This window comes from Brucella sp. NBRC 113783, assembly GCF_040372265.1.
Classification (GTDB): Bacteria; Pseudomonadota; Alphaproteobacteria; order Rhizobiales; family Rhizobiaceae; genus Brucella; species Brucella teleogrylli.
In genome coordinates this window covers 660,161-684,419 of the sequence record NZ_BAABRX010000002.1, presented here as the reverse complement: position 1 = coordinate 684,419, position 24,259 = coordinate 660,161, and the positions used below count along the sequence as shown (strand labels likewise).

Genomic DNA, 24,259 nt, shown 5'->3' with positions numbered 1-24,259 from the left:
TTTTCATTTGCGATTTGAATCAAATAGCGGCAAGTGCTGAGAACGAGATTCAATGCCCGATTGGGTGGTGGAGTGGTGCGGGTTTGGAAACTGTCGATATTGTCGTGATAGGCGCGGGCGCAGCCGGGATGATGTGCGCCATCGAAGCAGCCAAGCGCGGTCGTTCCGTGCTGGTTGTCGATCATGCCAGGACGGCAGGTGAGAAAATCCGTATCTCCGGGGGCGGGCGGTGCAACTTCACCAATATCCACGCCAGCCCGAAAAACTATCTGTCGCGCAATCCGCATTTCTGCATCTCCGCTTTGAGCCGCTATACGCAGCGCGATTTCATCGCATTGGTCGAGAGGCATCGCATTGCCTATCATGAAAAGACGCTTGGCCAGCTTTTCTGCGATGGGTCGGCAACGCAGATCATCGACATGCTGCTTGGCGAGATGAAGCGCCACGGCGCGCGGTTGAAAACCTCCTGCGGTGTCGAGAGTATAGCCAGAATACTAGGAGAAGGGTTTGAGCTGCGGCTGATGGAAGGCGGCATCCGCACGACAGTCAGATGCCGTTCCGTGGTGGTCGCCTGCGGTGGCAAATCTATCCCCAAGATGGGCGCAACCGGCTTCGGCTACGACATCGCCGAGCAGTTCGGCTTGCGGCTGGTCGAGACACGCCCGGCGCTGGTCCCGCTGACTTTTGAACCGAATACGCTGGAACGGTTGAAGCCGCTGGCCGGTATCGCCGTCGATGCGGTGGTGGCCTGCGGCAAGACGAGTTTTGCCGAGGCCATGCTGTTCACGCATCGCGGCATCAGTGGTCCATCGATTTTGCAGATATCGTCCTACTGGAAAGAGGGCGATGAAATCCGCATCAGCATGTTGCCCGGTACGGATCTGTTCGAAGCCTTGCGTGCGCAGCGCACGACAAATGGAAAGCAGGCCCTGCAGACAGCACTCGGCCTGTACCTTCCGAAGAAACTTGCACAGACAATCGCCGAGGAAAACGGTGCCAGCGGGCATCTCGCCGATATGTCCGACAAGCTTTTTCGGCGTGTGGAAGCTGCCGTCAACGACTGGCGCATCAAGCCCGCCGGATCGGAAGGCTATCGCACGGCGGAAGTGACGCTGGGCGGTGTCGATACACGCGATCTCGATTCGCGCACCATGGAGGCCAAGTCGGTGCCCGGCCTCTATTTCATTGGCGAAGTGGTCGATGTCACCGGCTGGCTCGGTGGCTATAATTTCCAGTGGGCATGGTCTTCTGGCTGGTGCGCCGGTCAGGTCGCATGAGCGCGATAAACGACGTGGCGTTTCAGTTGGGGCGTTTCGTCCGGTACGCGCGGATGATCGAAATCACTTGAAGGATCGCGCACCATGCCAATGCGCTGCATGACGTTCGTGGAGCGATCATTGTTGTGTACGGCGAAAGAAACCACCTCAGACAGGCCCAGAGAACCGAAGGCGTAGTCAAGAAGAGCTTTGGCGGCTTCGGTCACAAAGCCCTTTCCCCAGAAAGGGCGGGCTAGTCGCCAGCCGATTTCCACTGTTCCATCCGGCAAATGCGGCTCAAGATTGGTGCGGGCAAGACCGGCAAAGCCGATGCATTCACCGCTTGTCTTTTCTTCGAGAGCATAGAAACCAAGGCCGGTTTTCGAAATCATGGTGCGCAGCCGGGTGAAAAGTTCGTCCGACTGTTGCCGGTCGTGCCGGAACGGGAAGAAATGCATGACATCTTCGTCGGAATTGATCGTGTGAAAGAGGTCGCGGTCGCGATCCTCCCAATTTCGAATGATGAGCCTTGGCGTTTCCAGAATGATCATTCGACGAAATCCGTTATCCTGTAACCCTGAATGTAGAGAAGTGCAGTCAGGTCGCCATGGTCGATGCGAACCTTGGCTTGCGCTGCCACCGCCGGTTTGGCGTGCAGGGCAACGCCGGTTCCCGCCAGCTGGATCATGCCGAGATCGTTGGCGCCGTCGCCGACCGCAATCGCATCCTCGGGCGTCAGCCCAAGACGGTCTGCAATTTCTTCCAGCCGTTCCACCTTGGCTTCGCGACCAAGAATCGGTTCCGCGACAACGCCGGTCAGCTTGGCGCCATCATCCAGAAGGAGATTGGCGCGGTCTTCATTGAAGCCGATCATTTCGGCAATACGGTGGGTGAAAGACGTGAAACCGCCCGAGACGAGCGCGGTATAGGCGCCATGCTTGCGCATGGTGCGCACCAGTTCCGGCCCGCCGGGGGTGAGTGTGATGCGGGTGGCGATCACCTTGTCGATAACCTGAAGCGGCAAGCCTTTCAGAAGGGCAACGCGCTCGCGCAAGGCTGGTTCAAAGGCGATTTCACCATTCATAGCTCGGGCGGTGATAGCGGCCACATGGTCGCGCAAGCCTGCCTCTTCGGCCAGTTCATCAATGCATTCCTGCTGGATCATGGTGGAATCCATGTCGGCGATCAGGATTTTCTTGCGGCGACGATCCTGCTCCTGCACAACCACGTCGACGGGTGCGCCATCCAGCGTAGCGCGCAGCGCAGCGTCAGCTTCTTCGGCGCTCAAGCCGATTGGCAGGGGGATATCGCAGGCAATACCATCTGCAAGCCAGTAAAGTCCTGTTGCATTCACTGCCGCTGACGCTTTAATCCCGAGCGACGGAACAAGAGCGGCCTTGGCCGGGTTGGCGATCAAAGTGGCAATGAGCGAAGCGGATGCGGACATGAGGGAGCGATTCCTGCGATGAGTGAGGAGGCGATCAAGAATGCCATCCTGATAGCTGGCCCGACGGCCAGCGGCAAGTCGGCACTTGCTGTTCATATGGCAAGGGAGACTGGCGGCTTTATCGTAAACACCGATTCCATGCAGGTTTATGACGTGCTCGATCTGCTGACGGCGCGTCCCGGCGCAGACGATCTGGCTTCCGCCGAGCATCATCTCTACGGTCATGTTTCGCCGTCTGTGTCCTATTCCACCGGCAAATGGTTTGCCGATGTGGCATCCCTTCTGGCGCAGCCCAAGCTTGAAGGACGGACGCCGATTTTCGTCGGCGGAACCGGGCTTTATTTTCGCGCTCTGCTGGGCGGCTTGTCACAAATGCCGGAAGTTGCGCCCGATGTGCGCAATCATTGGCGCGCCCGCATGGAAACAGAAGGTGCTGAAACCCTGCATCGGGCGCTGTCGGAACGCGATCCGCAAATGGCCGCGACGCTTCAGGCGACCGATAGCCAGCGCATCGTACGGGCGCTGGAGGTGATCGAAAGCACCGGAAAATCCTTGAGCGAGTGGCAGCAAAACAAGGGCCATGTGCTGGTGGATGACCAGTCGGCTCGGAAAATTGTGCTTTTGCCGGAACGGGGCTGGCTTTCCGAACGTATCGCGCGGCGCTTCGCACTGATGTGGAACAATGGCGCAATTGACGAAGTGAAGGCGCTGCTGTCTTTGCAGCTTGATCCGGCGCTGCCCGCGATGAAGGCCATCGGCGTTCGGGAAATCACCGCTTTTCTTGATGGCGCCATGACCGAAGACGAGGCCATTGAACGATCCGTCATTGCAACGCGGCAATATGCCAAGCGCCAGTCGACCTGGTTTCGCAATCAGCTGGATGCAAGCTGGAATTTTTTAAGTAATTCTGATGAAGCACTACTTCAATTAACGTCACCGAAATAACTAGCAGGCTATCTTCTGACAGGAGAGGCGGGCGCGAAACATGCGGTTTCATAAATCGGAGCGGGCATTTTTCATTCTGATTATTTTAATGTGCGGGATAGGCATTTTGCTTTATCGCGTGCATGTCGATTTGGGCTTGCTTGAAGCGACCTCTCTTGATGCCTCCGCTGCCGAAATCGCAACTTCTCTCGGGCGGCTCAATCATGCGGCGATCTGGGTTCTCATTGCCTCCATCGTCTGCGGGCTTTTGCTGATCTATCCGCAAATCCGCACCGAGGCGCTGGATCGCGGCAAATTGCAGATCATCACGCAGGATTTGTCCGAACGGTCGCAGACGCTCGAACATGCCGCGCTCACCGACAGCCTCACCGGCATGCAGAACCGTCGTTATTTCGACGAAGCGTTGAAGGAATATCTAGTCCAGTTCGACCGTATCCAGCGGCCCGTCGGCCTGATGATTATCGATCTGGATCACTTCAAGGCGGTCAACGACAACCACGGACACGATATTGGCGACGTGGTGTTGCAGGAAGTCGCGCGCTGCCTGCGTGATTATACGCGATATCACGATGTGGTTGCGCGGCTTGGCGGCGAAGAATTTGCAGTACTCGCTCCCAATATGGATGCAGAGTTGATGATCAAGCTCGCCAATCGTATCCGAAAGGCCATTGCCGGGCTGGAAATCGATCTCGGCGATGTGAAGCTGACGGTCACCGTCAGTATCGGGCTTGCGGTCTGGGACCGGCGCGAAACGTCAAAGGACCTTTATCGTCGCGCTGACAAGATGCTCTATGCCGCCAAGAATATGGGGCGCAATCGCGTCTGCGCCTGATGCCGGGTGGTTAAAGGCGTCCCGTCAGCTCTCATAATCCTTGCGGAAATTGCGCACCAGATCGCCTAGCTTCTTCATGCTTTGGGCTGTCTCGCTGTTATGCGAGACGATGGGAGCAGGTCTTTCCGTTGCAAGTGGCGCTGCCGCGACGGTTGTAAGCCTGCTGATCGTCGAAGGCTTTTTCAATAGATCGCTGTCGTCGGTCGGCTTTTCCGGCGCGCCGGGATGCGCGTTGTTTTCGAACGAACGCAGCCGGTCCACGATACGATCCAGCGCGATTCTGTCATCGACCTGCAAGGATGATGTCAAGCTTTCGGCTTTGCGCCGCCCGGGCAGCTGATGCGCTGGAACCGTTTCGAAGGTCAGCCGCATCGGTGTCGAAAACGCTTCGCCGAAGGCAATGGCTTCGCGATTGGCAATCGACGAGAGGAAACCGGCCATGCTGCGCGCACCGCCGCGCAGCGCGCCCTTGATGATTTCCTGATCGCGCTCATTGCCGAGACGCATCGCGAAGATCGAATTGCACTGCGAAAGAATGGTGGCGTCCAGCTCGCCGGGGCGCTGGCTGATCACGCCGAGATAAGAGCCGTATTTGCGCCCTTCCTTGGCGATGCGGGCAATCGCCTGCCGCGTCGGCCAGAAGCCAGCATCCTTGTCGGCTGGAATATAACGGTGCGCTTCCTCGCAGATGACGAGGGTTTGCAGGCTGCCTTCGCTCGACATGGCGATGTCGAAGGAGAGGCGGCACAGAACCGAAGCAACGGCATTCACCACTTCGGACGGGAGGCCCGCAAGCTGGAAGGTGCAGATCGGCTTGCCATTATGCGGAATGCGGAAAATGCGCGCGATAGCCTGACGCATGGTTTCCGGCCCGCCGGTGACGGCAAACATGAAGCGGAAACGCGGATCGCTGGCGATCGACTCCAGTCTTGCTTTCAGGTTGCGCAGATAGGGGCGCTCCGCCTTGCTGTCGAGAAGGCCGATCCTGTCATCGATCAGCGTCAGGAGATCACGCAGGCGATAGGCAATCGGCGTATCGACGCTGACCGTCCTGTCCGAAAGCTTGCGCCGCAGGCTGTGGCGTCCGCCGGTTTCGCTGTCACTGGTTTTTTCGCGCGCAAGCTGCACGAGGTCGCGCAATATGTCGTATTCCGTCGGCTCCGGCGTGCGGCCGCGAAAAATAACATCGGCAAATTCGTCCAGTCGTAGCATCCAGAACGGCAATTCGATATTGGTCTGGTCCACTGCAATGGCGAGGTCTGGAAACGCGCCCGCAAATTCATTGTGCGGGTCGAGGATCAGGATGCGCAAATCGGGCCGTTGCAAGACGATGCGGCGCAAGAGCAGCATGACGGCGCTGGATTTGCCCACGCCCGTGGTGCCGACAACGGCAAAGTGGCGCGAGATGAGGTCTTCAACCGAAACATAGGCCGGGACGGAGGCGTCCTGGGTCAGCGCGCCGATGGGTACGCTTGTCTGGCCCATCTGGGCATAGACTGCGGAAAGGTCGGAGGCGCGGATACGGTGGGCGATGGCGCCGGGATAGGGATATCTGGAAATGCCGCCGCTGAACGACATATGGCCATCGGGTTCGCCGCGCACTTCGCCCAAAAATTCGACATGGACATGGACGATGTTGTCGCCGCCGCGCGTCCAGGCATTATCGGGCACGGTGACATTGTGGACGAGGCCAACCAGGCGGTTGCCGCCCGACTGGATGGAGATCAACTGACCGACGGTCCAGTAGTCATCGGACGCAGTGGAGGAGGGGCCGGACAAAGCCGCAATGATGGCGCGCTCGCCGTCGCACTGGATGACATGACCTTCCGTGCGGTTGCGCTGTACAAAGCCGCGGCCCTTCATCTCGGCACTGCCGTCAATATCCCCGCCCGTGTTCATTTCGCCAACTTTCATAAGAGCTATCTGATGAAGCTAGCAAATCCGGGTTGAAATAAAGTTATCGAGAGGGTGGGGTGAATCTTAAGAAAATATCACAGGGCTCGTATTTATGCGTTGACGGCTTCTTTTCAGGCGATTAGTGTCCCGCCCCATGAACACGTTTATTATTCTTGTGGTACGGGCGCGCATGGGCAGGATGGTGTAACCATCCGGCGAAAGCTCCCATGCGCGAAAGACAGGCTCCCTCGGGGGCCTTTTTTATTATCCAAAAAAGCCCGATGCGGCTAAATCTGACACCGAAATACAGACTAGACGGGAAGAGAACGATGACTGCAGGTAAACAAGAGGCGGAAGCGACCGCCGCAGGATCTCAGGAAACAAGCCATCCACGCGAGATGACCGGCGCGGAAATGGTTATTCAGGCCATGATCGATCAGGGCGTGGAGAGCATTTTCGGTTATCCGGGCGGCGCAGTGCTTCCGATCTATGACGAACTGTTCCAGCAGGACAAGATTCAGCACATTCTCGTGCGTCACGAACAGGGCGCAGGCCATGCCGCCGAAGGCTATGCCCGCTCCACCGGCAAGGTCGGTGTGCTGCTGGTGACATCCGGCCCCGGCGCAACCAATGCGGTCACCCCGCTTCAGGATGCGCTGATGGATTCCATCCCGCTCGTCTGCATTTCTGGTCAGGTCCCGACCTCGTTGATCGGTTCCGATGCCTTTCAGGAAGCCGATACGGTTGGCATCACACGCCCCTGCACCAAGCACAACTGGCTGGTGAAGGACGTCAACGACCTGTCGCGCATTCTGCATGAAGCCTTCCATGTTGCATCCACGGGCCGTCCGGGTCCGGTTCTGGTCGATATTCCGAAGGATATCCAGTTTGCCAAGGGCATATACACGCCGCCGCAGACCACGCCGCGCACCACCTACCGTCCGGTTCTCGACGGCAATGCGCAGGCAATCTCCGACGCCGTCCGTCTGCTCGCCACGGCCAAGAAGCCCGTCATCTATTCCGGCGGTGGCGTGATCAATTCCGGCCCGGCAGCTTCCCGTCTGCTGCGCGAGCTGGTTGAACTCGGCAACTTCCCGATCACCTCGACCCTGATGGGCCTCGGCGCCTATCCGGCATCGGGCAAGAACTGGCTCGGCATGCTGGGCATGCACGGCACTTACGAAGCGAACATGACCATGCATGATTGCGATGTCATGCTGTGCGTTGGCGCGCGCTTCGACGACCGTATCACCGGTCGCCTCAATGCCTTCTCGCCGAATTCGAAGAAGATTCATATCGATATCGATCCGTCTTCGATCAACAAGAATGTCCGCGTGGATGTGCCGATCATCGGCGATGTTGCGCATGTTCTGGAAGATATGGTTCGCCAGTTCCGCGCTTCCGAAAAGAAGCCGGAAAAGAAGGCCATCGCCGCCTGGTGGGAGCAGATCGACCGCTGGCGCGCCCGCAATTCGCTGGCCTATACGCCGAACAAGGACGTCATCATGCCGCAATATGCCATTGAGCGGCTGTATGAACTGACCAAGGATCGCAAAACCTACATCACCACCGAAGTCGGCCAGCACCAGATGTGGGCGGCACAGTTCTATGGCTTCGAAGAACCGAACCGCTGGCTGACCTCGGGTGGCCTCGGCACGATGGGCTATGGCCTGCCTGCCGCGCTCGGTGTGCAGATTGCGCATCCGGATGCGCTGGTTATAGACATTGCCGGGGACGCATCGATCCAGATGTGCATTCAGGAAATGTCGGCAGCGATCCAGCACAATGCGCCGATCAAGATCTTCATCCTGAACAACCAGTATATGGGCATGGTGCGCCAGTGGCAGCAATTGCTGCATGGCAACCGCCTGTCGCATTCCTATACGGAGGCGATGCCGGATTTCGTCAAGCTGGCAGAAGCCTATGGCGCGCACGGCATTCGCTGCGAAAAGCCGGGCGATCTCGACGCCGCCATTCAGGAAATGATCGACATCGACAAGCCGGTCATCTTCGACTGCCGCGTTGCCAATCTGGCGAACTGCTTCCCGATGATTCCGTCCGGCAAGGCGCATAATGAAATGCTGTTGCCCGACGAAGCCACCGACGAAGCCGTCGCCAATGCCATCGACGCCAAGGGCCGCGCGCTCGTCTGATCCGGAGGATTTGAAATCATGAATGCACAGAACCTAGCTTCCGGATCGGCCTACTTCATCGCAGCCGAAACCCAGACCCCGGAAACCCATACGCTTGCCGTCCTCGTCGATAACGAGCCAGGTGTCCTTGCCCGCGTGATCGGATTGTTTTCCGGTCGCGGCTATAACATTGAAAGCCTGACGGTTTCGGAAACCGAGCACGAAAAGCACCTTTCGCGTATTACCATTGTGACGCGTGGTACACCGCACGTGCTTGACCAGATCCGCCACCAGCTGGCGCGCATCGTTCCGGTTCACCGCGTGGTTGATCTCAGCCACCGTGCGAGCGAACTCGGGCATGATCGCCCGATCGAGCGCGAGCTGGCGCTGGTGAAAGTGGCTGGCAAGGGTGAAGCCCGCGCCGAAACGCTGCGTCTCGCCGATGCGTTCAAGGCCAAGGTGGTCGATGCGACGACCGATCACTTCATTCTGGAAATCACCGGCAAGACCGCGAAGATCGACCAGTTCATCTCGATTATGAAGCCGCTTGGCCTCGTGGAAATCTGCCGCACCGGCGTGGCGGCGATGAACCGGGGTCCTGAAGGCATGTAAGTCGTGTTTCTCTGCCAAGAGCAGGGATCGATACAATAAGGCTCCAAACCGGCACAATGTTTCGATTGTGCCGGTTTTTTATTGAGCTAATTTGTGCGGGTAAGAGCCTCACTCAAAAAGCGGCATGTGGGGGCGAAAATGGCGATTTTCGAGTACCGGAGCGGAGCGTACTTTTGGGTACGTGAGCACCGGAATGGAGAAAATTGCCATTTGCAGCCACACAGGGCGACTTTTGGAGCAGGCTCTAAATCGGGTTCATCACATGTCTGTCGAAGTATTTTTGGCGCTGATCGCCTTCGCTTTTGTGTCTTCCATCACACCGGGGCCGAACAATCTAATGCTGCTGGCATCGGGGGTTAATTTTGGCTTTCGGCGCACGATCCCGCATATGCTGGGTATCGGTGTCGGGTTTTTCGGCCTGCTTCTGGCAGTTGGCTTCGGTCTTGGCGTGCTGCTTGAAACGGTGCCTGCCTTCTACACCAGCCTGAAATTCGCGGGCGGCGCTTACATGCTCTATCTGGCATGGAAAATCGCAATGTCGCGTTCGATCGGTGAAGCGAAGGGTACTGGTGATGGCAAGCCGATGACGTTCATGCAGGCGGCAGCCTTCCAGTGGGTCAATCCCAAGGCGTGGGTGATGGCCGTCACCGGCATTGCCACCTATGCCACGCATGACAATTACTATCTGGCCGTTTCGCTGGTGAGCGTTGCCTTCGCGCTGGTCAACCTGCCGAGCGTTTCGGTCTGGGCAGGCTTTGGCATGTTGCTGCGCAACTGGCTGGATGATCCGGTGCATCTCAAATGGTTCAATATCTTTATGGCCTTGCTGCTGATCGCGAGCCTCTGGCCGATGCTGAAGTAGCTCAATCGGAGCATCAAAATGCGTGCACTTCCTACCTATGACGATGTGGTTTCCGCCGCCGGACAGATCGAGGGCCATGCGCTTCGCACGCCGGTTCTGACCTCTGCGGCGCTCGATGCCGAGACCGGCGCACAATTCTTTTTCAAGGCCGAAAATCTTCAGCGCATCGGTGCGTTCAAGTTTCGCGGCGCGTTCAATGCGCTTACCCGTTTCAGCGATGAGCAAAAGAAGCGCGGCGTGATTGCATTTTCATCGGGCAATCATGCGCAGGCGGTGGCCTTGTCGGCAAAGCTGCTTGGCATTTCCGCCACCATATTGATGCCGGAAGATGCGCCGCAGTCGAAGCTGGAAGCAACGCGCGGCTATGGCGCCAATGTCATCACCTTCAATCGGTATAAGGATGACCGTGACGCCCTGACGAACCGTCTGGCGGAGGAGGGCGGTCTCGCCCTGATTCCACCCTATAACCACCCGCATATCATTGCCGGGCAGGGCACGGCGACCAAGGAGTTGATCGAGGAAGTGGGGCCGCTTGACGCGCTGTTCGTCTGCGTCGGCGGCGGCGGGTTGATTGCCGGATCGGCGCTGGCCGCCAAGGCGCTTTCGCCCGATTGCGCCGTTTATGGCGTCGAGCCGGAAGCAGGGAATGATGTCCAGCAATCCTTGCGGGCGGGCAAAATTGTGCGCATCGACACGCCGCAGACGCTGGCCGATGGCGCGCAGACGCAGGCGCCGGGCGACCTGACCTTTGCCATCATCCGCGAGAAGGTCACGGATGTTCTGGCCGTTAGCGATCAGGCCCTTGTCGACGGCATGAAGTTCTTTGCTCGTCAGATGAAATTGGTGGTCGAGCCGACGGGTTGTCTGGCTTTCGCCGGTGCCCGCCAGATGGCGGATCAACTGCGCGGAAAGCGCGTCGGTGTCATCGTCAGCGGCGGCAATGTCGACCTCTCCCGCTATACGGCTCTGCTTAATACGGCTGTTTGATCACGGTTTGATCTTGTTTTCAGGTCGCGAATCCTGTCTGAAAGAGCCATGCAGTTTTCACCGGAACAGGATCAGGCGCTCAAGGCCGTCGGACAATGGCTGAAAGAGGGGCGTAGTCCCATTTTCAGGCTGTTCGGTTATGCCGGAACGGGCAAGACGACACTGGCGCGCTATTTCGCGGAACATGTCGATGGCGATGTGCAGTTTGCCGCCTTTACCGGCAAGGCCGCGCAGGTTTTGCGGTCCAAGGGCGCCAGCAATGCGCGCACGCTGCATTCGCTGATCTATCGTCCGCGTGGCGAGGAAGCCGTTGAGGACGAGACGACAGGCAAGACGTCCATCGCGCCGACATTCTCGCTCAATCGGCAAAGCCCGGTCGCCAAGGCGGCGATGATCGTGGTGGATGAGTGTTCGATGGTGGACGAGGCGCTTGGGCGCGATCTCATGAGCTTCGGAACGCCAATCCTCGTGTTGGGCGATCCGGGCCAGTTGCCGCCGATTTCCGGCGGTGGGTTCTTTACCGAGCATGAGCCGAACTATCTGCTCACCGAAATTCACCGTCAGGCGCAGGACAATCCGATTATCCGCATGGCGCTTGACGTGCGCGAAGGGCGCGAGCTGCCCTATGGTGATCACGGTGCGGCAAAGGTCATCAGCAAGAACGAAGTCAATCAGGACATGGTTCTGAAGGCCGATCAGGTGCTTGTCGGCACCAATCGCACGCGGCGGCGTTATAACCAGCGCCTGCGCGAGCTGAAGGGCTTTACGGCGGATTATCCGCAGGCGGGTGACAAGCTGGTCTGCCTGCGCAACGATCCGGCCAAGGGCCTGCTCAACGGGTCGCTTTGGAAGGTCATGACCTCCTCCAAGGAAACCGTGAAGCCCGGGATCAATCTGCTGGTTGCGCCGGAAGACGATGATCGCGGCGTTGCCAAGATCAAGCTTTTGAAGGCGCAGTTCGAGGACCCGGATAGCGAAATTCCGTGGCAGACCAAGAAGCGTTACGACGACTTCGACTATGGCTATGCCCTGACGGTGCACAAGGCTCAAGGTTCGCAGTGGGATGATGTGGTATTGTTCGATGAAAGCTATGCTTTTCGCGATACGCGCGAGCGCTGGCTCTATACGGCCATTACCCGTGCAGCAGAACGCCTGACGATTGTAAAATAATCAGCTTTCAATTGGTTTGGCGCTCAGCCACTCCCATGCGTCCTGTTCTTCGTCGGCTTCGAAGGAGCGCATTTCTATCGAGAGGAAGGGCTGCATCAGGGTGATGCTGGCCTGTATCCATAATGGACCGCCTACAATCGCATAGCGGCGCAGATGCTTGAGCGATTTTGAGCGCATTGAAAGCATGCTTTCGGAAAAAGCCGCGGTCCAGTCCACGCCCTCATAGCCGGTCAGGCGGATCAGCAGATCAATCTCGTCATATTGCTCATAGGCTGCGTCGAGCAGCCCATAAAGGTTCTCCAGCGATGAATCGTCCAAATGCCCTTCAATGGCAAAGGCGAATACATCATTCCGGTCCGTGGGAATGCGGCGGACGACGGGGATGTCCTCATTGCGCATCATCGGTCTCCAAGCGTCTTCTATGACCAATCGTCAATTCGTGCCCCTGTCAGGACAGGATTCAAACGTCCAAACCGGGCGAAAGGTTGCGGATTGTTGTTCCAAATTCGGCAAGGAATAGCTTGGCCTATGCTCCAAAGACGGGAAACGGCAACATTTGGGGATGGGTCATCAGGTGCGACGGGAAAACACTCACACTTTCCTGCGGCGGGCGATATAAGAGCCTGACTCAAAAAGCGGCATGTGTGTGCGAAAATGGAGAAAATCGGCATTTGCGGCCACACAGGACGGCTTTTGGAACAGGCTCTAAAGCGAAAACCGATCATGGGAGAAATGCCTCCATGCCTGCGAAATTATCTGTCAATCTCAATGCCATCGCCATGCTACGTAACCGTCGCGATCTGCCCTGGCCGAGCGTCACCGGTCTCGGGCGAATTGCACTCGCGGCGGGGGCGGCAGGATTGACGGTGCATCCGCGCCCGGACCAGCGCCACATCCGCTTTTCCGATCTTGGCGATATTCGTGCATTGATCGATGATGAATTTCCGCAGGCCGAATTCAATATTGAAGGCTTTCCAAGCGAGGCCTTCCTCGATCTGGTAGAAAAGCACCAGCCGGAACAGGTGACGCTGGTGCCGGATGATCCGACACAGGCCACTTCCGACCACGGCTGGGATTTCCTGTCCAAGGCCGATTATCTGGCGCCCATCGTGGCGCGGTTGAAGAAGGGCGGCATGCGCGTTTCGCTGTTCGCCGATCCCGATCCGCTGGGTTATGAAAAGGCCAAGGCCATCGGCGCTGACCGGTTGGAATTCTATACCGGTCCTTATGGCGCGACCTATGACGATCCGGCAGCGGCAGCGCGCGAGCTGGACCGTGTTGGCAAGGCCTCGGATGCCGCAACGGCGCTCGGTCTTGAAATCAATGCCGGTCACGATCTGACGGTCGAAAATCTCCCGGCACTGGTCAAACGCATTCCACAATTGAAAGAAGTTTCCATCGGACATGGATTGACGGCGGACGCTTTGACGTATGGTATGGCGGCGACAGTGGGACGTTTTAACGCTGCTTTGGCTGGGTAATTGGCACGTTCAATGCGCAAAATGCATAGCTTTGACCTGAGCTTTGCGAAAAGCGCATTTGTGCCAAAGCTCAACAAGCTATAGGCGTCCGCGGCTGGTTCATCCGCGTCAGGAGCGCGCAGGGACGTATGAGGGAAGCATTGATACGGTTTTCCGAAATCCGCATTCCACATCGAAGTGCCCCGGCGTGCTTTGCCTTCGGGGCATCATCGGAGCAGCGCGTATGCACCGCTCGGTTCGGTGATGATGTTTGAACCGGATTGGGGCAAAGATGCGGCACGGTTGTTGCAATCCGCAATCTTTTGCGGGTGTACCTGTGAGTGGACTCCACACAATATGATTTCCAGCCAGAATGATTTCAGGATGTTGCGAGGTGTCGGCAAATGAGCGACGAGCTGAACGGCCAGAACGCGCAATCGCAATCCTCCGCGCCGGATGCGGCGGTCACGCCGCTTGTTGGCAGTGTTGGCGCTGAAACCGGATATATCGGCGAAGAAAACGATCATCATAGCGACAGCATGAAGACGCTGGTCTTGGGCGCGCTCGGTGTGGTCTATGGCGATATCGGCACCAGCCCGATCTACGCTTTTCGTGAGGCGCTGCACACGGCGGCCTCTGACGGCGTCCTGTCGCGCCCGGACATTCTTGGCGTCGTCTCGCTGATATTCTGGGCGCTGACGCTGGTTGTCACGATCAAATATGTTCTGTTCGTGCTGCGGGCCGATAATAACGGCGAAGGCGGCATCCTATCGCTGATGGCGCTGGTGCGCGGCGCTCTGAAAGGACGTCCCAATCTCATTCTGGCCGTCGGTATATGCGGCGCAGCGCTGTTCTTTGGCGATGCCGTGATTACGCCTGCCATTTCCGTGCTTTCCGCGATGGAAGGCCTGGAAATCGTCGCGCCCAGCCTCACGCCTTTCGTGGTGCCCATTACGGTCGTCATCCTTGTGACGCTGTTTTCGGTACAAAAGCTCGGCACCGGCAAGGTTGCCATCGTATTCGGGCCGATCATGGCGATCTGGTTTCTGGCGCTGGGCGCGTCGGGCCTCTGGCACATATTCGACGATCCAACCGTCATTTATGCGCTCAATCCCTATTATGCAGTGCGCTTTCTGGCCATTAGCCCCGGTATTGCCTTCATCACCGTTGGCGCGGTTTTCCTCGCCATGACGGGTGCCGAAGCGCTCTATGCCGATCTTGGCCATTTCGGGCGCAAGCCCATCGTGCGCGCCTGGCTGTGGATCGTGTTTCCATGTCTGGTGCTGAATTATTTTGGACAGGCCGCCTTCATCCTGTCGCATGGCGAAGCAGCGGCATTGCCGTTCTTCCAGATGCTGCCGAATTTCGCGCTGCTGCCGATGGTGCTGCTGGCGACGGCAGCAACAGTGATCGCCAGTCAGGCCGTTATCACCGGTGCCTTTTCCGTGGCGCGGCAGGCGGTGCAGCTCAACATTCTGCCACGCCTTGAAATTCAGCACACGTCGGAGAAGCTGCACGGGCAGATCTATATCCCGCGTGTCAATCTGCTGCTCGGCCTGACCGTGGTCATTCTGGTGCTGGGCTTTGAGAAGTCGACCAATCTGGCCGCAGCCTATGGTATCGCAGTGACCGGCAACATGCTGGTGACGACCGTGCTGCTCTATATTGTCATGACGCGGATCTGGAATTGGCAGGTCAGTCGTGCGCTGCCTTTGATGCTCGGTTTCCTGCTGATCGACATCATGTTCTTCAGCGCCAACATCATCAAGGTGCATGAAGGCGGTTGGGCTTCTATCGGCATTGCCGCAGTGCTTGTGCTCATCATGTGGACATGGGTGCGCGGCACCCGGCACCTGTTCCTCAAGACACGCAAGGGCGAAGTGCCGCTCGATCTCATCGTCGAGCAGATGGCCAAGCGCCCGCCAACGATTGTGCCGGGAACGGCTGTCTTCCTGACGGGCGACCCGAAAAGTGCGCCAACCGCGCTGATGCACAGTCTGAAGCATTATAAGGTGCTCCATCAGAACAATGTCATCCTGACCGTCGTGACCGCTTCGAAGCCGTGGGTCTCCAGCGCAGACCGCGCGCGTGTCTCGCAATATAACGAGCGCTTTATGCAGGTGACGCTGAAGTTCGGCTATATGCAGCAGCCGAATATTCCGCGCGCGCTTGGCCTTTGCCGCAAGCTTGGCTGGAAGTTCGACATCATGACGACCTCGTTCTTCCTGTCGCGCCGTTCGCTCAAGGCTTCGGTGCATTCCGGCATGCCTCTGTGGCAGGACAAGCTGTTTATCCTGTTGGCGCGCACGGCGTCGGACGCGACCGAATATTTCCAGATCCCAACCGGACGCGTGGTAGAAATCGGTACGCAGGTGAATATCTGATCGGGAATTCGCTTTAACAGACCGTGTTTTATCAGGGCGTTATCTGAGAATATGATTCCGGATGGCGCCCTAATTGTTTGTTTTTCCTACTATTTTTGCGCAAGTACATAGTTCAATCGCGCTATCGGCAAAGGCATCTTTAGTACACGCCTTACCATCCGAATTTTTCAAAAATCTCGCTTGACCGCCTATGCGGCAAGGGCTAATAGAATGGGAACCGTACCGTACGGTACAAGAGGAGGAAGTGCCCCGTGACTGATGGTAGCGACGAATTGCAGGCTCAAAAGCAGCAGGCTCTTTCGCCGCGTCAGAACGATGTTCTGGAGCAGGCGTTGCGCCTTCTTGTCGAAGGCGGAGACCGCGCTTTGACGACGGCGAGCATTGCGCGTGCCGCCAATTGCTCCAAGGAAAGCCTCTATAAATGGTTTGGCGACCGTGACGGTCTTCTGACGGCGATGGTTCGCTGGCAGGCCTCCAAGGTTCGCGTTGTGCCGCTGGCGCGCGAGAAGCTTGACGCGGAATCGCTGTTTTCAAGCCTGGAACACTTTGCCCGCGACTGGCTGCTGGTGCTTTCGGGCCGCACGTCGATCGCGCTTAACCGTCTGGCTGTCAGCCATGCGGCATCGGGCAAGTCGGCGCTGGGCGATATCGTTCTCTCCAACGGGCCGGTGGCCATGGCCAAGCGCCTGAAGCCGATCCTTGAAATGGGGATGGAAGCCAAGCTGCTGGCTTTCGACGATATCGATGAAGCATTTCGCACGTTCTTCGGGCTCGTCGTCCGGGACATGCAAATCCGGTTGCTGTTGGGCGACCGGCTGGAACTGACTGACGACGTGGTCATCCGGGACGCCCGGCGCGCCACAAAGCAGTTTTTCGCTCTGTACGGGGCTTAGTCACATCGGCTGACGCAAGAAGGCCAGAGAATAAACTGAAACGAAGGGAATAGGAAATGCGCGTTTATTACGACCGGGATGCAGACGTTAACCTGATCAAGTCGAAGAATGTGGTTATCGTCGGCTACGGCAGCCAGGGCCGAGCCCATGCGCTGAACCTGAAGGATTCCGGTGCTGCCAATGTGCGCGTCGCCCTTCGAGAAGGTTCCGCAACCGTCAAGAAGGCGGAAGCAGACGGCTTTCAGGTGATGAACGTTGCTGATGCCGCCAAGTGGGCCGACCTCATGATGATGGCGACTCCGGATGAACTCCAGGCCGACATCTACCGCGACCACATCCACAGCAACCTGCGCGACGGCGCTGCGATTGCTTTCGCACACGGCCTCAATGTTCATTTCGGCCTCATCGAGCCGAAGAAGTCGGTCGACGTCGTCATGATCGCACCGAAGGGCCCAGGCCACACGGTTCGCGGCGAATACCAGAAGGGCGGCGGCGTGCCTTGCCTGATCGCCATCCATCAGGATGCATCGGGCAATGCCCATGACCTCGCTCTGTCCTACGCTTCGGGCGTTGGCGGCGGCCGTTCGGGCGTCATCGAAACCACCTTCAAGGAAGAGTGCGAAACCGATCTGTTCGGTGAGCAGGCTGTTCTCTGCGGCGGCGTGGTTGAGCTGATCCGCACCGGTTTCGAAGTTCTGGTTGAAGCCGGTTATGCGCCGGAAATGGCCTATTTCGAATGCCTGCACGAAATGAAGCTCATCGTGGATCTGATCTACGAAGGCGGCATCGCCAACATGAACTACTCGATCTCGAACACCGCTGAATGGGGCGAATACGTCACCGGTCCGCGCATCATCACTGCCGAAACCAAGGAAGAAATGAAGCGCGTTCTGAAAGACATTCAGACCGGCAAGTTCACTTCCGATTGGATGCAAGAATATCGTGCAGGCGCTGCTCGCTTCAAGGGCATCCGCCGCAACAACGATGCGCACCAGATCGAAGAAGTTGGCGAAAAGCTCCGCGCCATGATGCCATGGATTGCCGCCAACAAGCTGGTGGATAAGGCTCGCAACTAAAAATCAGCGATATTTAGGTTCTGGCTGTCTGCAAATGGCACTTCCTTCCGCTTCCGGTGCTCATGTACCTTTAAGTACATTCCGCTCCGGTTCTCAGAAAGCACCAGTTTCGACGGACCAGAACCAAAATCTCATCTGATTTTGGGAGCTTCCACGACGAGCAAAAAAGGGGGCGTTTCATACGCCCCCTTCATTACTTGGCGCTGGATGGTGGGATTGATCGCGATTAAGCCGCGAACGAAAAGAACCAAAACTCTGCGTCAGCTTTCCGTTTCATGCACTTCGACGGCCAAAAGAATTTCGAATAGCTTTATTCCATAGAAGCATGGGAAAAGCTGTTCTCGTTGGTCTAAAATTGCGCTAGAGCTTCGCCCTATTAGCTGGGGTTTGAGGAGATCTGGCTAATACGAATTCCATCAGATGGATGGTTAAGTCTAATTGAGGAGATTTCCCGTGTTGGACTGGGAAAATGTTTTTGCAACGCGCTCCAAACGCATGCGCGCATCGGAAATCCGCGAACTTTTGAAGCTTCTGGAACGTCCGGACATCATTTCATTTGCCGGTGGCATTCCCGATCCGGCGCTGTTTCCGCATGACGCCTTTCAGGCTGCCTACAAGGAAACCCTGACGGGTGCGGAAGCCAATGCCGCGCTGCAATATTCGGTATCGGAAGGCTATAAGCCGCTGCGCACCTGGCTTGTCGGCGAACTGGCCAAGATCGGCATTCCCTGCACCGAGGACAATGTTTTCATCACCTCCGGTTCGCAGCAGGCGCTCGATTATCTCGGCAAGCTGTTCATTTCGCCCAATGATACCGCGCTGGTGACTGCGCCGACCTATCTCGGCGCCTTGCAGGCATTCAATGCCTATGAGCCGACCTATGACACGCTGGCGATCAAGGGCAACCGCACGCCTGAATCCTATGTGCAGGCCGCTGAAAAGGCTGGCGGCAAGGTGAAGTTCAGCTATCTTTCTGCCGATTTCGCCAATCCGACCGGCGAGACCGTCGATCTGGCTGGCCGTCAAAAGCTTCTGGCAGAAGCCGATGAGCTGAATATCCCGATCATTGAAGACGCAGCCTATCAGTATCTGCGCTACAATGGCGAAGCCATCCCGCCGATCCTTTCGCTCGACATCGCCCGCAATGGCGGCGACATCGAAAAGACCCGCACCATCTATTGCGGCTCGTTCTCGAAGACCCTCGCACCGGGGCTGCGCGTCGGCTACGTGGTTGCCTCGAAGGATGTTATCCGCAAGCTCGTTCTCATGAAGCAGGCGGCGGACCTTCATTCCTCGACCATCAACCAGATCGCGATCTATCATGTCGCGACGCATGGCTTCGATGCACAGGTCGCCAAGGTCGCCAAGGTCTACAAGCATCGCCGTGACCGCATGCTGGAAGCCCTTGCCAAATATATGCCGGAAGGCACCAGCTGGACCAAGCCTGAAGGCGGCATGTTCATCTGGGTCACGGTGCCGGAAGGCATGGATGGCGCGCAGCTGCTTGCATCGTCCATTGAGACTGAAAAGGTCGCTTTCGTTCCCGGCAAGGCGTTCTTTGCCGATGCCACCGGCGCGAACACGCTGCGCCTTAGCTATTCTTGCGCCAATGACGAAATGATCGATGAAGGCATCATGCGGCTTGGCCGCCTGATCCGCACGCACAGCAAGTCTGCTGCTGCATAAGAACTGGGAACAAAAAGCAAAGGCCGGGAAATTTCCCGGCCTTTCTTTATTGAAATGGCGAGTTGCAGCTGGTGCGCGGCCCGGCGAGGGGCTGATAGGTATCATCGGAGCTGCGATAGCTGCGATAGCGGTTTGAGCACCACTGCATGTGATTGACGCTCGGCCCGAAGCGCTTAACCTGCGGGCGGGTGGATGGGCGCACGTCCAACGGCTCGCCGTTCTTGTAACGCAACACACCCTGACCGGAGATATAGTTTTCGCTGTTGCGGCAGGTGACGGAGCCGTAGCATCCCGGCGAATTCGGGCCGGGTCGATTGGTATTCGAATTGGGATTGACGACTGGCGGTCTGGTCGGCTGCAACGATGGCAGATAGGGCGTTTTGCGCAGTTCGACCGCCACGGCGGGCGCAGCGAAGCCAACGGCAAACAGACTGGAAATCATCGCTGCGCACAGGGTTTTCTTGAGCATTACGACTATTGCCTTTCATGTATGGGAGGCGGGCATTCGCTGTCGTCATACACTTAATATGGGTGTTTCATCTTCCAAAATCATCCGTTCGGGGAAAATTCCCGGCGCGGCCAAGAAGTCCTTGCCAATCGCGATGCAACTGGCGAGATTGCTCGCACATGTTTACGATAGCCACATTCAATGTCGAGAATCTGATGCGCCGGTTCGATTTTTCGGGCTTCCGCAATGAATTGCATCAGGACCGCAGCCTGCAATTGTTCGAAATCGGTGACGAGGCGCAATACCGTCTGCTGGAGCAGGCGCGTGCTGTCGCCCATGCCGACGACACAAGGCAGATGACGGCGCTCGCAATCGCCGAAACGCGCGCCGACATACTGTGCCTGCAGGAAGTCGATAATCTGGCCGCGCTCAACGCCTTCGAATATGGCTATCTTTTCAAGATGATCGGCCATGGCTACCGGCACAAACATCTGATCGACGGCAATGACAGCCGGGGCATCGACGTGGCCGTCATGATCCGGGACACGACCCGCGACGGCCAGCCTATAGAGGTGGACGAGGTCACGAGCCACGCGCATCTGACCTATAATGATTTCGGCCTGTACGAGCCTGTTCTGGCAGAACTTGGCATTGAGCCGCATGACCGCATTTTCAAGCGGGATTGTTTGAATGTGGATTTGCGTATTGCGGGCAAGCCGCTCTCGCTTTTCGTGACGCATCTCAAATCCATGACCGGCGCGCGCAACGGCTTTGACGGGCGCACCGCTTCATCCCCGGTTCGCAAAGCCGAGGCGAAGGCGATCCGCCGCATCATCGAAGACAAGTTCGGACCGGCCAAGGCTGCCAATCGGCGCTGGCTGATCTGTGGCGATTTCAACGATTATCGCGAGCGCATCGTCATTGGTGGCGATGAATGGAACGGCTATGACTTCACGCCCGTTCAGGAAGAGGACAGCGCGCTCGATGTGCTGCTTGGCGATGGTTTTGCCGTCAATCTCGTGGAGCGCCGCCCGATCATGGATCGCTGGACGTTGTATCATACGCGCGGACCACAGGAGCGACATCTTTGTCAGCTTGATTACATCCTGGCGTCACCATCATTTGCTTTGAAAAACGAAAGCGCGGTGCCGCAGATTGTCCGGCGCGGCCAGCCATGGCGCACGGTGTTTCCACGGGATCAGCAGGTGGAGCGCTATCCGCGCACGGGCTGGGATCGGCCCAAGGCCAGTGATCATTGCCCGGTCGCCGTGACGCTGAATATTGTCTGAGAGGCAGGATAGAACCACGATGGATCATGTGCGGGAAAATACGGTTCATGTCATCGATGATGCCGATGTCCGTGTCGTTCCAGGGCCGCTTGAATATACGCAGCAGCATCAGCAGATAATTGCGCTGAACTGGAAGCGTGAGCAGGCCGCAAAGCCAGCTTTGTTCGATGGCGAAATCTTTTTGGCGCCGGAAGCGCGGCTGGCCGATGGTGTCTTGAAGGCGGGTTTCAAGCGCAGCAGCTTTGCGACGCTGATGCATTGGCGCAACGACCCGGAGCCAGTTCGTCCATGGCATATCTTCGGCGTGGGCGTCATTGTTTCATGCGAGGGACATCTGATTGCGGCCCGTATGGGCATGCAGAATGCCGGTGGGGGGCGCATCTATTTTCCGGCAGGCTCAATCGACGATAACGACATTGTAGACGGGCGGGTGGACTACGTCGCCAATATGCAGCGCGAGGTGCGTGAAGAAACCGGTCTCAATCTGGCCGACGCTGAGGGCGAGGTGCAGCTCAATCTGGTGACTGGCAATCGCAGCATCGCGCTGTTCCGCCGCTATCGCTTCGATGCGCCGTCGCGGGAGCTGGTTTCCGGCATCGAAAATTTCGTATCTGCGCAGGCTGAGCCGGAACTGGCCGAGATTATCCCGATCAAGGCAGCGGGCATGATGGGCGATGCCACACCGTCTTATGTTCGTGCTTTTGCCGACTGGCATTTCAGACAGTGAACAAATAAGCCAGACTGGCAGTGACAGGGCCGATAAATTGGCTATGCTCGCACAGAATTCTATTAAGATGATGGTTGAATATAAAGACACTGATCATAGTTTCCAGAAAAGTGTCGAGGGGAGATTGAGGGATGAGCGAAGCCGCTGTTTCCGGCCGTTTCTATGAGGTTTTCGACGTTTTTGCCGAGAAAGCTCTGGCCGGAAATCCTTTGGCCGTCGTCCATGACTGCGAAGGGCTGAACGATGCCCGCATGCAGGCCATCGCCCGCGAGTTCAATCTTTCCGAGACGGTTTTCATTTTTCCGCCTTCCAATCCCGCCCATGAGGCTGCGGTTCGGATTTTCACGCCCGATTACGAATTGCCTTTTGCCGGTCATCCGACGGTGGGCGCCGCCGTTTCGCTGGCGCGCCGTCGCAACACCGGCGATGAGGCCGACCGGCTTGTCGCGCTGGAAGAAAAGGTGGGCATTGTGCGCTGTGGCGTCATTCTGGGTGACAACAGCGCCTTTGCCGAATTCGATCTTCCGCGCTTGCCGGAAAAGATCGACATACGCATCGAGAAAGAAGAAGCAGCCGCCGCCATCGGGCTTGGAACGCATGAGATAGGCTTCGAGAATCATGTGCCCGGCATCTGGAGCGCGGGAACGCCTTATCTTCTCGTGCCGGTTCACAATCTCATCGCTGCGGCCAAGGTGTCGATCGATCCGGTCTATGTCACGGAGAACCTGCCACATGTCGATGGGCGTCCGCTGCCGATCTATGTCTATTGCCGCGAGACGATTCTGTTCAACAGCAATTATCATGCCCGTATGTTCGTGACCGGGGCGAATGTCTATGAAGACCCGGCGACGGGTTCGGCGGCTGCAGCCTTTGCCGGAATGATCCAGCAGAACGATAAGCCGATGGACGGCAGTTCGCAATGGTGGATCGAGCAGGGCATGGAAATGGGGCGTCCGTCGCTCATCCGTCTTGAACTCGACGTCAACGGGCAGAAGCTGACCGGCGCGCGCATTGGTGGAACGGCGGTCAAGATCGCCGAGGGGCGGCTTTTCATCTGACGCAAATCCTTTCGTCTCCTTGATCTCTGTCAAGGCAAGCTCACCGCCCTATGTATTAGGAGTATGGGGAAGCTTTTTCAGGAGACGATACGCCATGTTGATCAAGGAAATGTCGGACTACGATCTTCGGGACATGATTCAGAATTCGCATATGGGGCGGCTGGCTTATATTCTGGATGACCGCCCGGTTATTGTGCCGATGAGTTTCCGCTTCAATGGCGGGTCGCTTTATTCCTTCACGACCGATGGGCAGAAGACCGAAGCGATGCGCAAGAACAATGCTGTCTGCATCCTCTTCGACCACATTCTATCCCGCACCGAATGGAAAACCGTGGTGCTGCACGGTCGCTATCGTGAGATCGCGCGGGAAGACGAGAAGGCGGCCATCGTCAGTATCATGTCTGCTGAGCCGACTTGGTGGGAACCGGCCTATACCAAGACCATCACCAAGGAAGGCGACACCCGCAAGCTGGAGCCGGTTTTCTTCCGGGTGGATATTGAGAGCGCCAGCGGTCATCAAACAAGCTGATCGCCGCGACTTCGATCATCCTTCACTTATCGAACGACAAGCACCGGAATCGTGCTGCGGGTAACGACTTCATAGGTCTGGCTGCCGAGCAGCAGGCCCTTGAAACCGCGCCGTCCGTTGGATGCCATGACGATCAAATCGCTGCCCAGTTCGGTCGCGGATTCGATGATGGCTGTTGCCGGGTGCTGCTCGACCACATGCAGCGTGTGGACTTCGCAGCCAGCCTCGACTGCCAGTTCGCGCGCGCGTATCAGTGTCGTATCGGCGAAATCCTTCCATTCCTGTTCGAAACGTTCGATGAAAGCCGGACTGTCGGTCCAACCGCCGGGCAGGCCGGACACGGAATAAGGTGCGGTGACCGTCACAACCGTAACCTTGGCCCCAACGGCCTTGGCCAGCTGGAATGCATGCACGAGACCACGCTCGGCGAATTCCGATCCATCGGTCGTGGCGATAATATTCTTGTACATGTTTCCTCGCTTCTCCAGATTCTGCTTTAAGCTAACGCCTATAAGAACCATATCCAAGCCTTGGCCGCATTGTTTGCGGCTGGAAATGCAAAATCAAAAG

Annotated in this window: 23 protein-coding genes; 17 read left to right on the top strand and 6 right to left on the bottom strand. The window is 57.4% G+C overall.

What is annotated here, in order from left to right; translation table 11 throughout:
• Nucleotides 1-83 precede the first annotated feature (83 nt).
• Nucleotides 84-1,277, top strand: a complete 1,194-nt coding sequence (locus ABWW11_RS08640) for a BaiN/RdsA family NAD(P)/FAD-dependent oxidoreductase (RefSeq protein ID WP_109369378.1) — start codon at nucleotides 84-86, stop codon at nucleotides 1,275-1,277.
• Here the strand turns inward: ABWW11_RS08640 and ABWW11_RS08635 are convergent.
• Nucleotides 1,265-1,807, bottom strand: a complete 543-nt coding sequence (locus tag ABWW11_RS08635) for a GNAT family N-acetyltransferase (protein WP_109369377.1) — start codon at nucleotides 1,805-1,807, stop codon at nucleotides 1,265-1,267. The genes ABWW11_RS08640 and ABWW11_RS08635 overlap by 13 nt on opposite strands.
• Nucleotides 1,804-2,703, bottom strand: a complete 900-nt coding sequence (gene serB, locus ABWW11_RS08630) for a phosphoserine phosphatase SerB (RefSeq protein ID WP_109369376.1) — start codon at nucleotides 2,701-2,703, stop codon at nucleotides 1,804-1,806. The genes ABWW11_RS08635 and serB overlap by 4 nt, the downstream gene beginning before the upstream one ends.
• Nucleotides 2,704-2,721: 18 nt before the next feature.
• Here serB and miaA point away from each other — a divergent pair, with 18 nt between their 5' ends.
• Both miaA and ABWW11_RS08620 read left to right on the top strand, forming a co-directional pair.
• A complete protein-coding gene (gene miaA / locus ABWW11_RS08625; RefSeq protein ID WP_109369375.1) occupies nucleotides 2,722-3,648 on the top strand; it encodes a tRNA (adenosine(37)-N6)-dimethylallyltransferase MiaA in 927 nt (308 codons plus the stop codon).
• 40 nt (nucleotides 3,649-3,688) lie between these two features.
• Nucleotides 3,689-4,480, top strand: a complete 792-nt coding sequence (locus ABWW11_RS08620; protein ID WP_109369374.1) for a GGDEF domain-containing protein — start codon at nucleotides 3,689-3,691, stop codon at nucleotides 4,478-4,480.
• Between the two features lie 24 nt (nucleotides 4,481-4,504).
• On the opposite strand, the gene ABWW11_RS08615 is transcribed toward ABWW11_RS08620, so the two are convergent.
• The gene (locus ABWW11_RS08615; protein ID WP_235858886.1) at nucleotides 4,505-6,394 is read right to left on the bottom strand and encodes an ATP-binding protein; all 1,890 of its coding nucleotides are present in this window, start codon (nucleotides 6,392-6,394) and stop codon (nucleotides 4,505-4,507) included.
• Nucleotides 6,395-6,705: 311 nt separating this feature from the next.
• Here ABWW11_RS08615 and ABWW11_RS08610 point away from each other — a divergent pair, with 311 nt between their 5' ends.
• The 5 genes from ABWW11_RS08610 to ABWW11_RS08590 all read left to right on the top strand — a co-directional run bounded on the left by ABWW11_RS08610 (nucleotide 6,706) and on the right by ABWW11_RS08590 (nucleotide 12,139).
• Nucleotides 6,706-8,529 (top strand): acetolactate synthase 3 large subunit, encoded by a 1,824-nt coding sequence (locus tag ABWW11_RS08610; RefSeq protein ID WP_121536362.1) that lies wholly within the window; start codon nucleotides 6,706-6,708, stop codon nucleotides 8,527-8,529.
• A gap of 18 nt (nucleotides 8,530-8,547) precedes the next feature.
• Nucleotides 8,548-9,120, top strand: a complete 573-nt coding sequence (gene ilvN / locus ABWW11_RS08605) for an acetolactate synthase small subunit (RefSeq protein WP_078339370.1) — start codon at nucleotides 8,548-8,550, stop codon at nucleotides 9,118-9,120.
• Between the two features lie 262 nt (nucleotides 9,121-9,382).
• A complete protein-coding gene (locus ABWW11_RS08600) occupies nucleotides 9,383-9,982 on the top strand; it encodes a LysE family translocator (RefSeq protein WP_121536360.1) in 600 nt (199 codons plus the stop codon).
• Between the two features lie 18 nt (nucleotides 9,983-10,000).
• Nucleotides 10,001-10,969: a threo-3-hydroxy-L-aspartate ammonia-lyase gene (locus tag ABWW11_RS08595; RefSeq protein WP_319080320.1), complete on the top strand. Its 969-nt coding sequence runs from the start codon at nucleotides 10,001-10,003 to the stop codon at nucleotides 10,967-10,969.
• 48 nt (nucleotides 10,970-11,017) lie between these two features.
• Nucleotides 11,018-12,139, top strand: coding sequence for an ATP-dependent DNA helicase (locus ABWW11_RS08590; RefSeq protein WP_109369370.1), 1,122 nt, complete (start codon nucleotides 11,018-11,020; stop codon nucleotides 12,137-12,139).
• On the opposite strand, the gene ABWW11_RS08585 is transcribed toward ABWW11_RS08590, so the two are convergent.
• On the bottom strand, nucleotides 12,140-12,538 hold the full coding sequence (locus ABWW11_RS08585) for a SpoIIAA family protein (RefSeq protein ID WP_171318318.1): 399 nt from the start codon (nucleotides 12,536-12,538) through the stop codon (nucleotides 12,140-12,142).
• Between the two features lie 341 nt (nucleotides 12,539-12,879).
• On the opposite strand from ABWW11_RS08585, the gene ABWW11_RS08580 reads away from it, so the two are divergent.
• The 5 genes from ABWW11_RS08580 (at nucleotide 12,880) to ABWW11_RS08560 (ending at nucleotide 19,638) form a co-directional block, all read left to right on the top strand.
• Nucleotides 12,880-13,620 (top strand): pyridoxine 5'-phosphate synthase, encoded by a 741-nt coding sequence (locus ABWW11_RS08580; RefSeq protein WP_109369368.1) that lies wholly within the window; start codon nucleotides 12,880-12,882, stop codon nucleotides 13,618-13,620.
• Between the two features lie 383 nt (nucleotides 13,621-14,003).
• Nucleotides 14,004-15,983: a potassium transporter Kup gene (locus ABWW11_RS08575; RefSeq protein WP_109369367.1), complete on the top strand. Its 1,980-nt coding sequence runs from the start codon at nucleotides 14,004-14,006 to the stop codon at nucleotides 15,981-15,983.
• 251 nt (nucleotides 15,984-16,234) lie between these two features.
• Nucleotides 16,235-16,876, top strand: a complete 642-nt coding sequence (locus ABWW11_RS08570) for a TetR/AcrR family transcriptional regulator (protein WP_078339363.1) — start codon at nucleotides 16,235-16,237, stop codon at nucleotides 16,874-16,876.
• A gap of 56 nt (nucleotides 16,877-16,932) precedes the next feature.
• Nucleotides 16,933-17,952 carry a ketol-acid reductoisomerase gene (gene ilvC, locus ABWW11_RS08565; RefSeq protein ID WP_109369366.1) on the top strand — a complete coding sequence of 340 codons (1,020 nt, stop codon included), beginning with the start codon at nucleotides 16,933-16,935 and terminating at the stop codon, nucleotides 17,950-17,952.
• A gap of 453 nt (nucleotides 17,953-18,405) precedes the next feature.
• Entirely contained in the window at nucleotides 18,406-19,638 is a 1,233-nt protein-coding gene (locus ABWW11_RS08560; protein WP_109369365.1) for an aminotransferase-like domain-containing protein, read from the top strand.
• 46 nt (nucleotides 19,639-19,684) lie between these two features.
• On the opposite strand, the gene ABWW11_RS08555 is transcribed toward ABWW11_RS08560, so the two are convergent.
• On the bottom strand, nucleotides 19,685-20,107 hold the full coding sequence (locus tag ABWW11_RS08555) for a BA14K family protein (protein WP_109369364.1): 423 nt from the start codon (nucleotides 20,105-20,107) through the stop codon (nucleotides 19,685-19,687).
• A 158-nt stretch (nucleotides 20,108-20,265) separates the two neighbouring features.
• On the opposite strand from ABWW11_RS08555, the gene ABWW11_RS08550 reads away from it, so the two are divergent.
• The 4 genes from ABWW11_RS08550 to ABWW11_RS08535 all read left to right on the top strand — a co-directional run bounded on the left by ABWW11_RS08550 (nucleotide 20,266) and on the right by ABWW11_RS08535 (nucleotide 23,689).
• Nucleotides 20,266-21,375 carry an endonuclease/exonuclease/phosphatase family protein gene (locus tag ABWW11_RS08550; RefSeq protein WP_109369363.1) on the top strand — a complete coding sequence of 370 codons (1,110 nt, stop codon included), beginning with the start codon at nucleotides 20,266-20,268 and terminating at the stop codon, nucleotides 21,373-21,375.
• A gap of 19 nt (nucleotides 21,376-21,394) precedes the next feature.
• Nucleotides 21,395-22,102, top strand: coding sequence for an NUDIX hydrolase (locus ABWW11_RS08545; RefSeq protein WP_109369362.1), 708 nt, complete (start codon nucleotides 21,395-21,397; stop codon nucleotides 22,100-22,102).
• A 131-nt stretch (nucleotides 22,103-22,233) separates the two neighbouring features.
• Complete coding sequence (locus ABWW11_RS08540) at nucleotides 22,234-23,160, top strand: PhzF family phenazine biosynthesis protein (protein WP_109369361.1); 927 nt, start codon at nucleotides 22,234-22,236, stop codon at nucleotides 23,158-23,160.
• A 94-nt stretch (nucleotides 23,161-23,254) separates the two neighbouring features.
• Nucleotides 23,255-23,689, top strand: a complete 435-nt coding sequence (locus ABWW11_RS08535) for a pyridoxamine 5'-phosphate oxidase family protein (RefSeq protein ID WP_109369360.1) — start codon at nucleotides 23,255-23,257, stop codon at nucleotides 23,687-23,689.
• A gap of 26 nt (nucleotides 23,690-23,715) precedes the next feature.
• On the opposite strand, the gene ABWW11_RS08530 is transcribed toward ABWW11_RS08535, so the two are convergent.
• On the bottom strand, nucleotides 23,716-24,159 hold the full coding sequence (locus ABWW11_RS08530) for a universal stress protein (RefSeq protein ID WP_109369359.1): 444 nt from the start codon (nucleotides 24,157-24,159) through the stop codon (nucleotides 23,716-23,718).
• Nucleotides 24,160-24,259: the final 100 nt, after the last annotated feature.

Excerpts from the sequence above, each read along its gene's own strand:
- ABWW11_RS08635 (WP_109369377.1), bottom strand. The coding sequence starts at position 1,807 with ATGATCATTCTGGAAACGCCAAGGCTCATCATTCGAAATTGGGAGGAT.
- serB (WP_109369376.1), bottom strand. The coding sequence starts at position 2,703 with ATGTCCGCATCCGCTTCGCTCATTGCCACTTTGATCGCCAACCCGGCC.
- miaA (WP_109369375.1), top strand. The coding sequence starts at position 2,722 with ATGAGTGAGGAGGCGATCAAGAATGCCATCCTGATAGCTGGCCCGACG.
- ABWW11_RS08620 (WP_109369374.1), top strand. The coding sequence starts at position 3,689 with ATGCGGTTTCATAAATCGGAGCGGGCATTTTTCATTCTGATTATTTTA.
- ABWW11_RS08615 (WP_235858886.1), bottom strand. The coding sequence starts at position 6,394 with ATGAAAGTTGGCGAAATGAACACGGGCGGGGATATTGACGGCAGTGCC.
- ABWW11_RS08610 (WP_121536362.1), top strand. The coding sequence starts at position 6,706 with ATGACTGCAGGTAAACAAGAGGCGGAAGCGACCGCCGCAGGATCTCAG.
- ilvN (WP_078339370.1), top strand. The coding sequence starts at position 8,548 with ATGAATGCACAGAACCTAGCTTCCGGATCGGCCTACTTCATCGCAGCC.
- ABWW11_RS08600 (WP_121536360.1), top strand. The coding sequence starts at position 9,383 with ATGTCTGTCGAAGTATTTTTGGCGCTGATCGCCTTCGCTTTTGTGTCT.
- ABWW11_RS08595 (WP_319080320.1), top strand. The coding sequence starts at position 10,001 with ATGCGTGCACTTCCTACCTATGACGATGTGGTTTCCGCCGCCGGACAG.
- ABWW11_RS08590 (WP_109369370.1), top strand. The coding sequence starts at position 11,018 with ATGCAGTTTTCACCGGAACAGGATCAGGCGCTCAAGGCCGTCGGACAA.
- ABWW11_RS08585 (WP_171318318.1), bottom strand. The coding sequence starts at position 12,538 with ATGCGCAATGAGGACATCCCCGTCGTCCGCCGCATTCCCACGGACCGG.
- ABWW11_RS08580 (WP_109369368.1), top strand. The coding sequence starts at position 12,880 with ATGCCTGCGAAATTATCTGTCAATCTCAATGCCATCGCCATGCTACGT.
- ABWW11_RS08575 (WP_109369367.1), top strand. The coding sequence starts at position 14,004 with ATGAGCGACGAGCTGAACGGCCAGAACGCGCAATCGCAATCCTCCGCG.
- ilvC (WP_109369366.1), top strand. The coding sequence starts at position 16,933 with ATGCGCGTTTATTACGACCGGGATGCAGACGTTAACCTGATCAAGTCG.
- ABWW11_RS08555 (WP_109369364.1), bottom strand. The coding sequence starts at position 20,107 with ATGCTCAAGAAAACCCTGTGCGCAGCGATGATTTCCAGTCTGTTTGCC.
- ABWW11_RS08550 (WP_109369363.1), top strand. The coding sequence starts at position 20,266 with ATGTTTACGATAGCCACATTCAATGTCGAGAATCTGATGCGCCGGTTC.
- ABWW11_RS08545 (WP_109369362.1), top strand. The coding sequence starts at position 21,395 with ATGGATCATGTGCGGGAAAATACGGTTCATGTCATCGATGATGCCGAT.
- ABWW11_RS08540 (WP_109369361.1), top strand. The coding sequence starts at position 22,234 with ATGAGCGAAGCCGCTGTTTCCGGCCGTTTCTATGAGGTTTTCGACGTT.
- ABWW11_RS08535 (WP_109369360.1), top strand. The coding sequence starts at position 23,255 with ATGTTGATCAAGGAAATGTCGGACTACGATCTTCGGGACATGATTCAG.
- ABWW11_RS08530 (WP_109369359.1), bottom strand. The coding sequence starts at position 24,159 with ATGTACAAGAATATTATCGCCACGACCGATGGATCGGAATTCGCCGAG.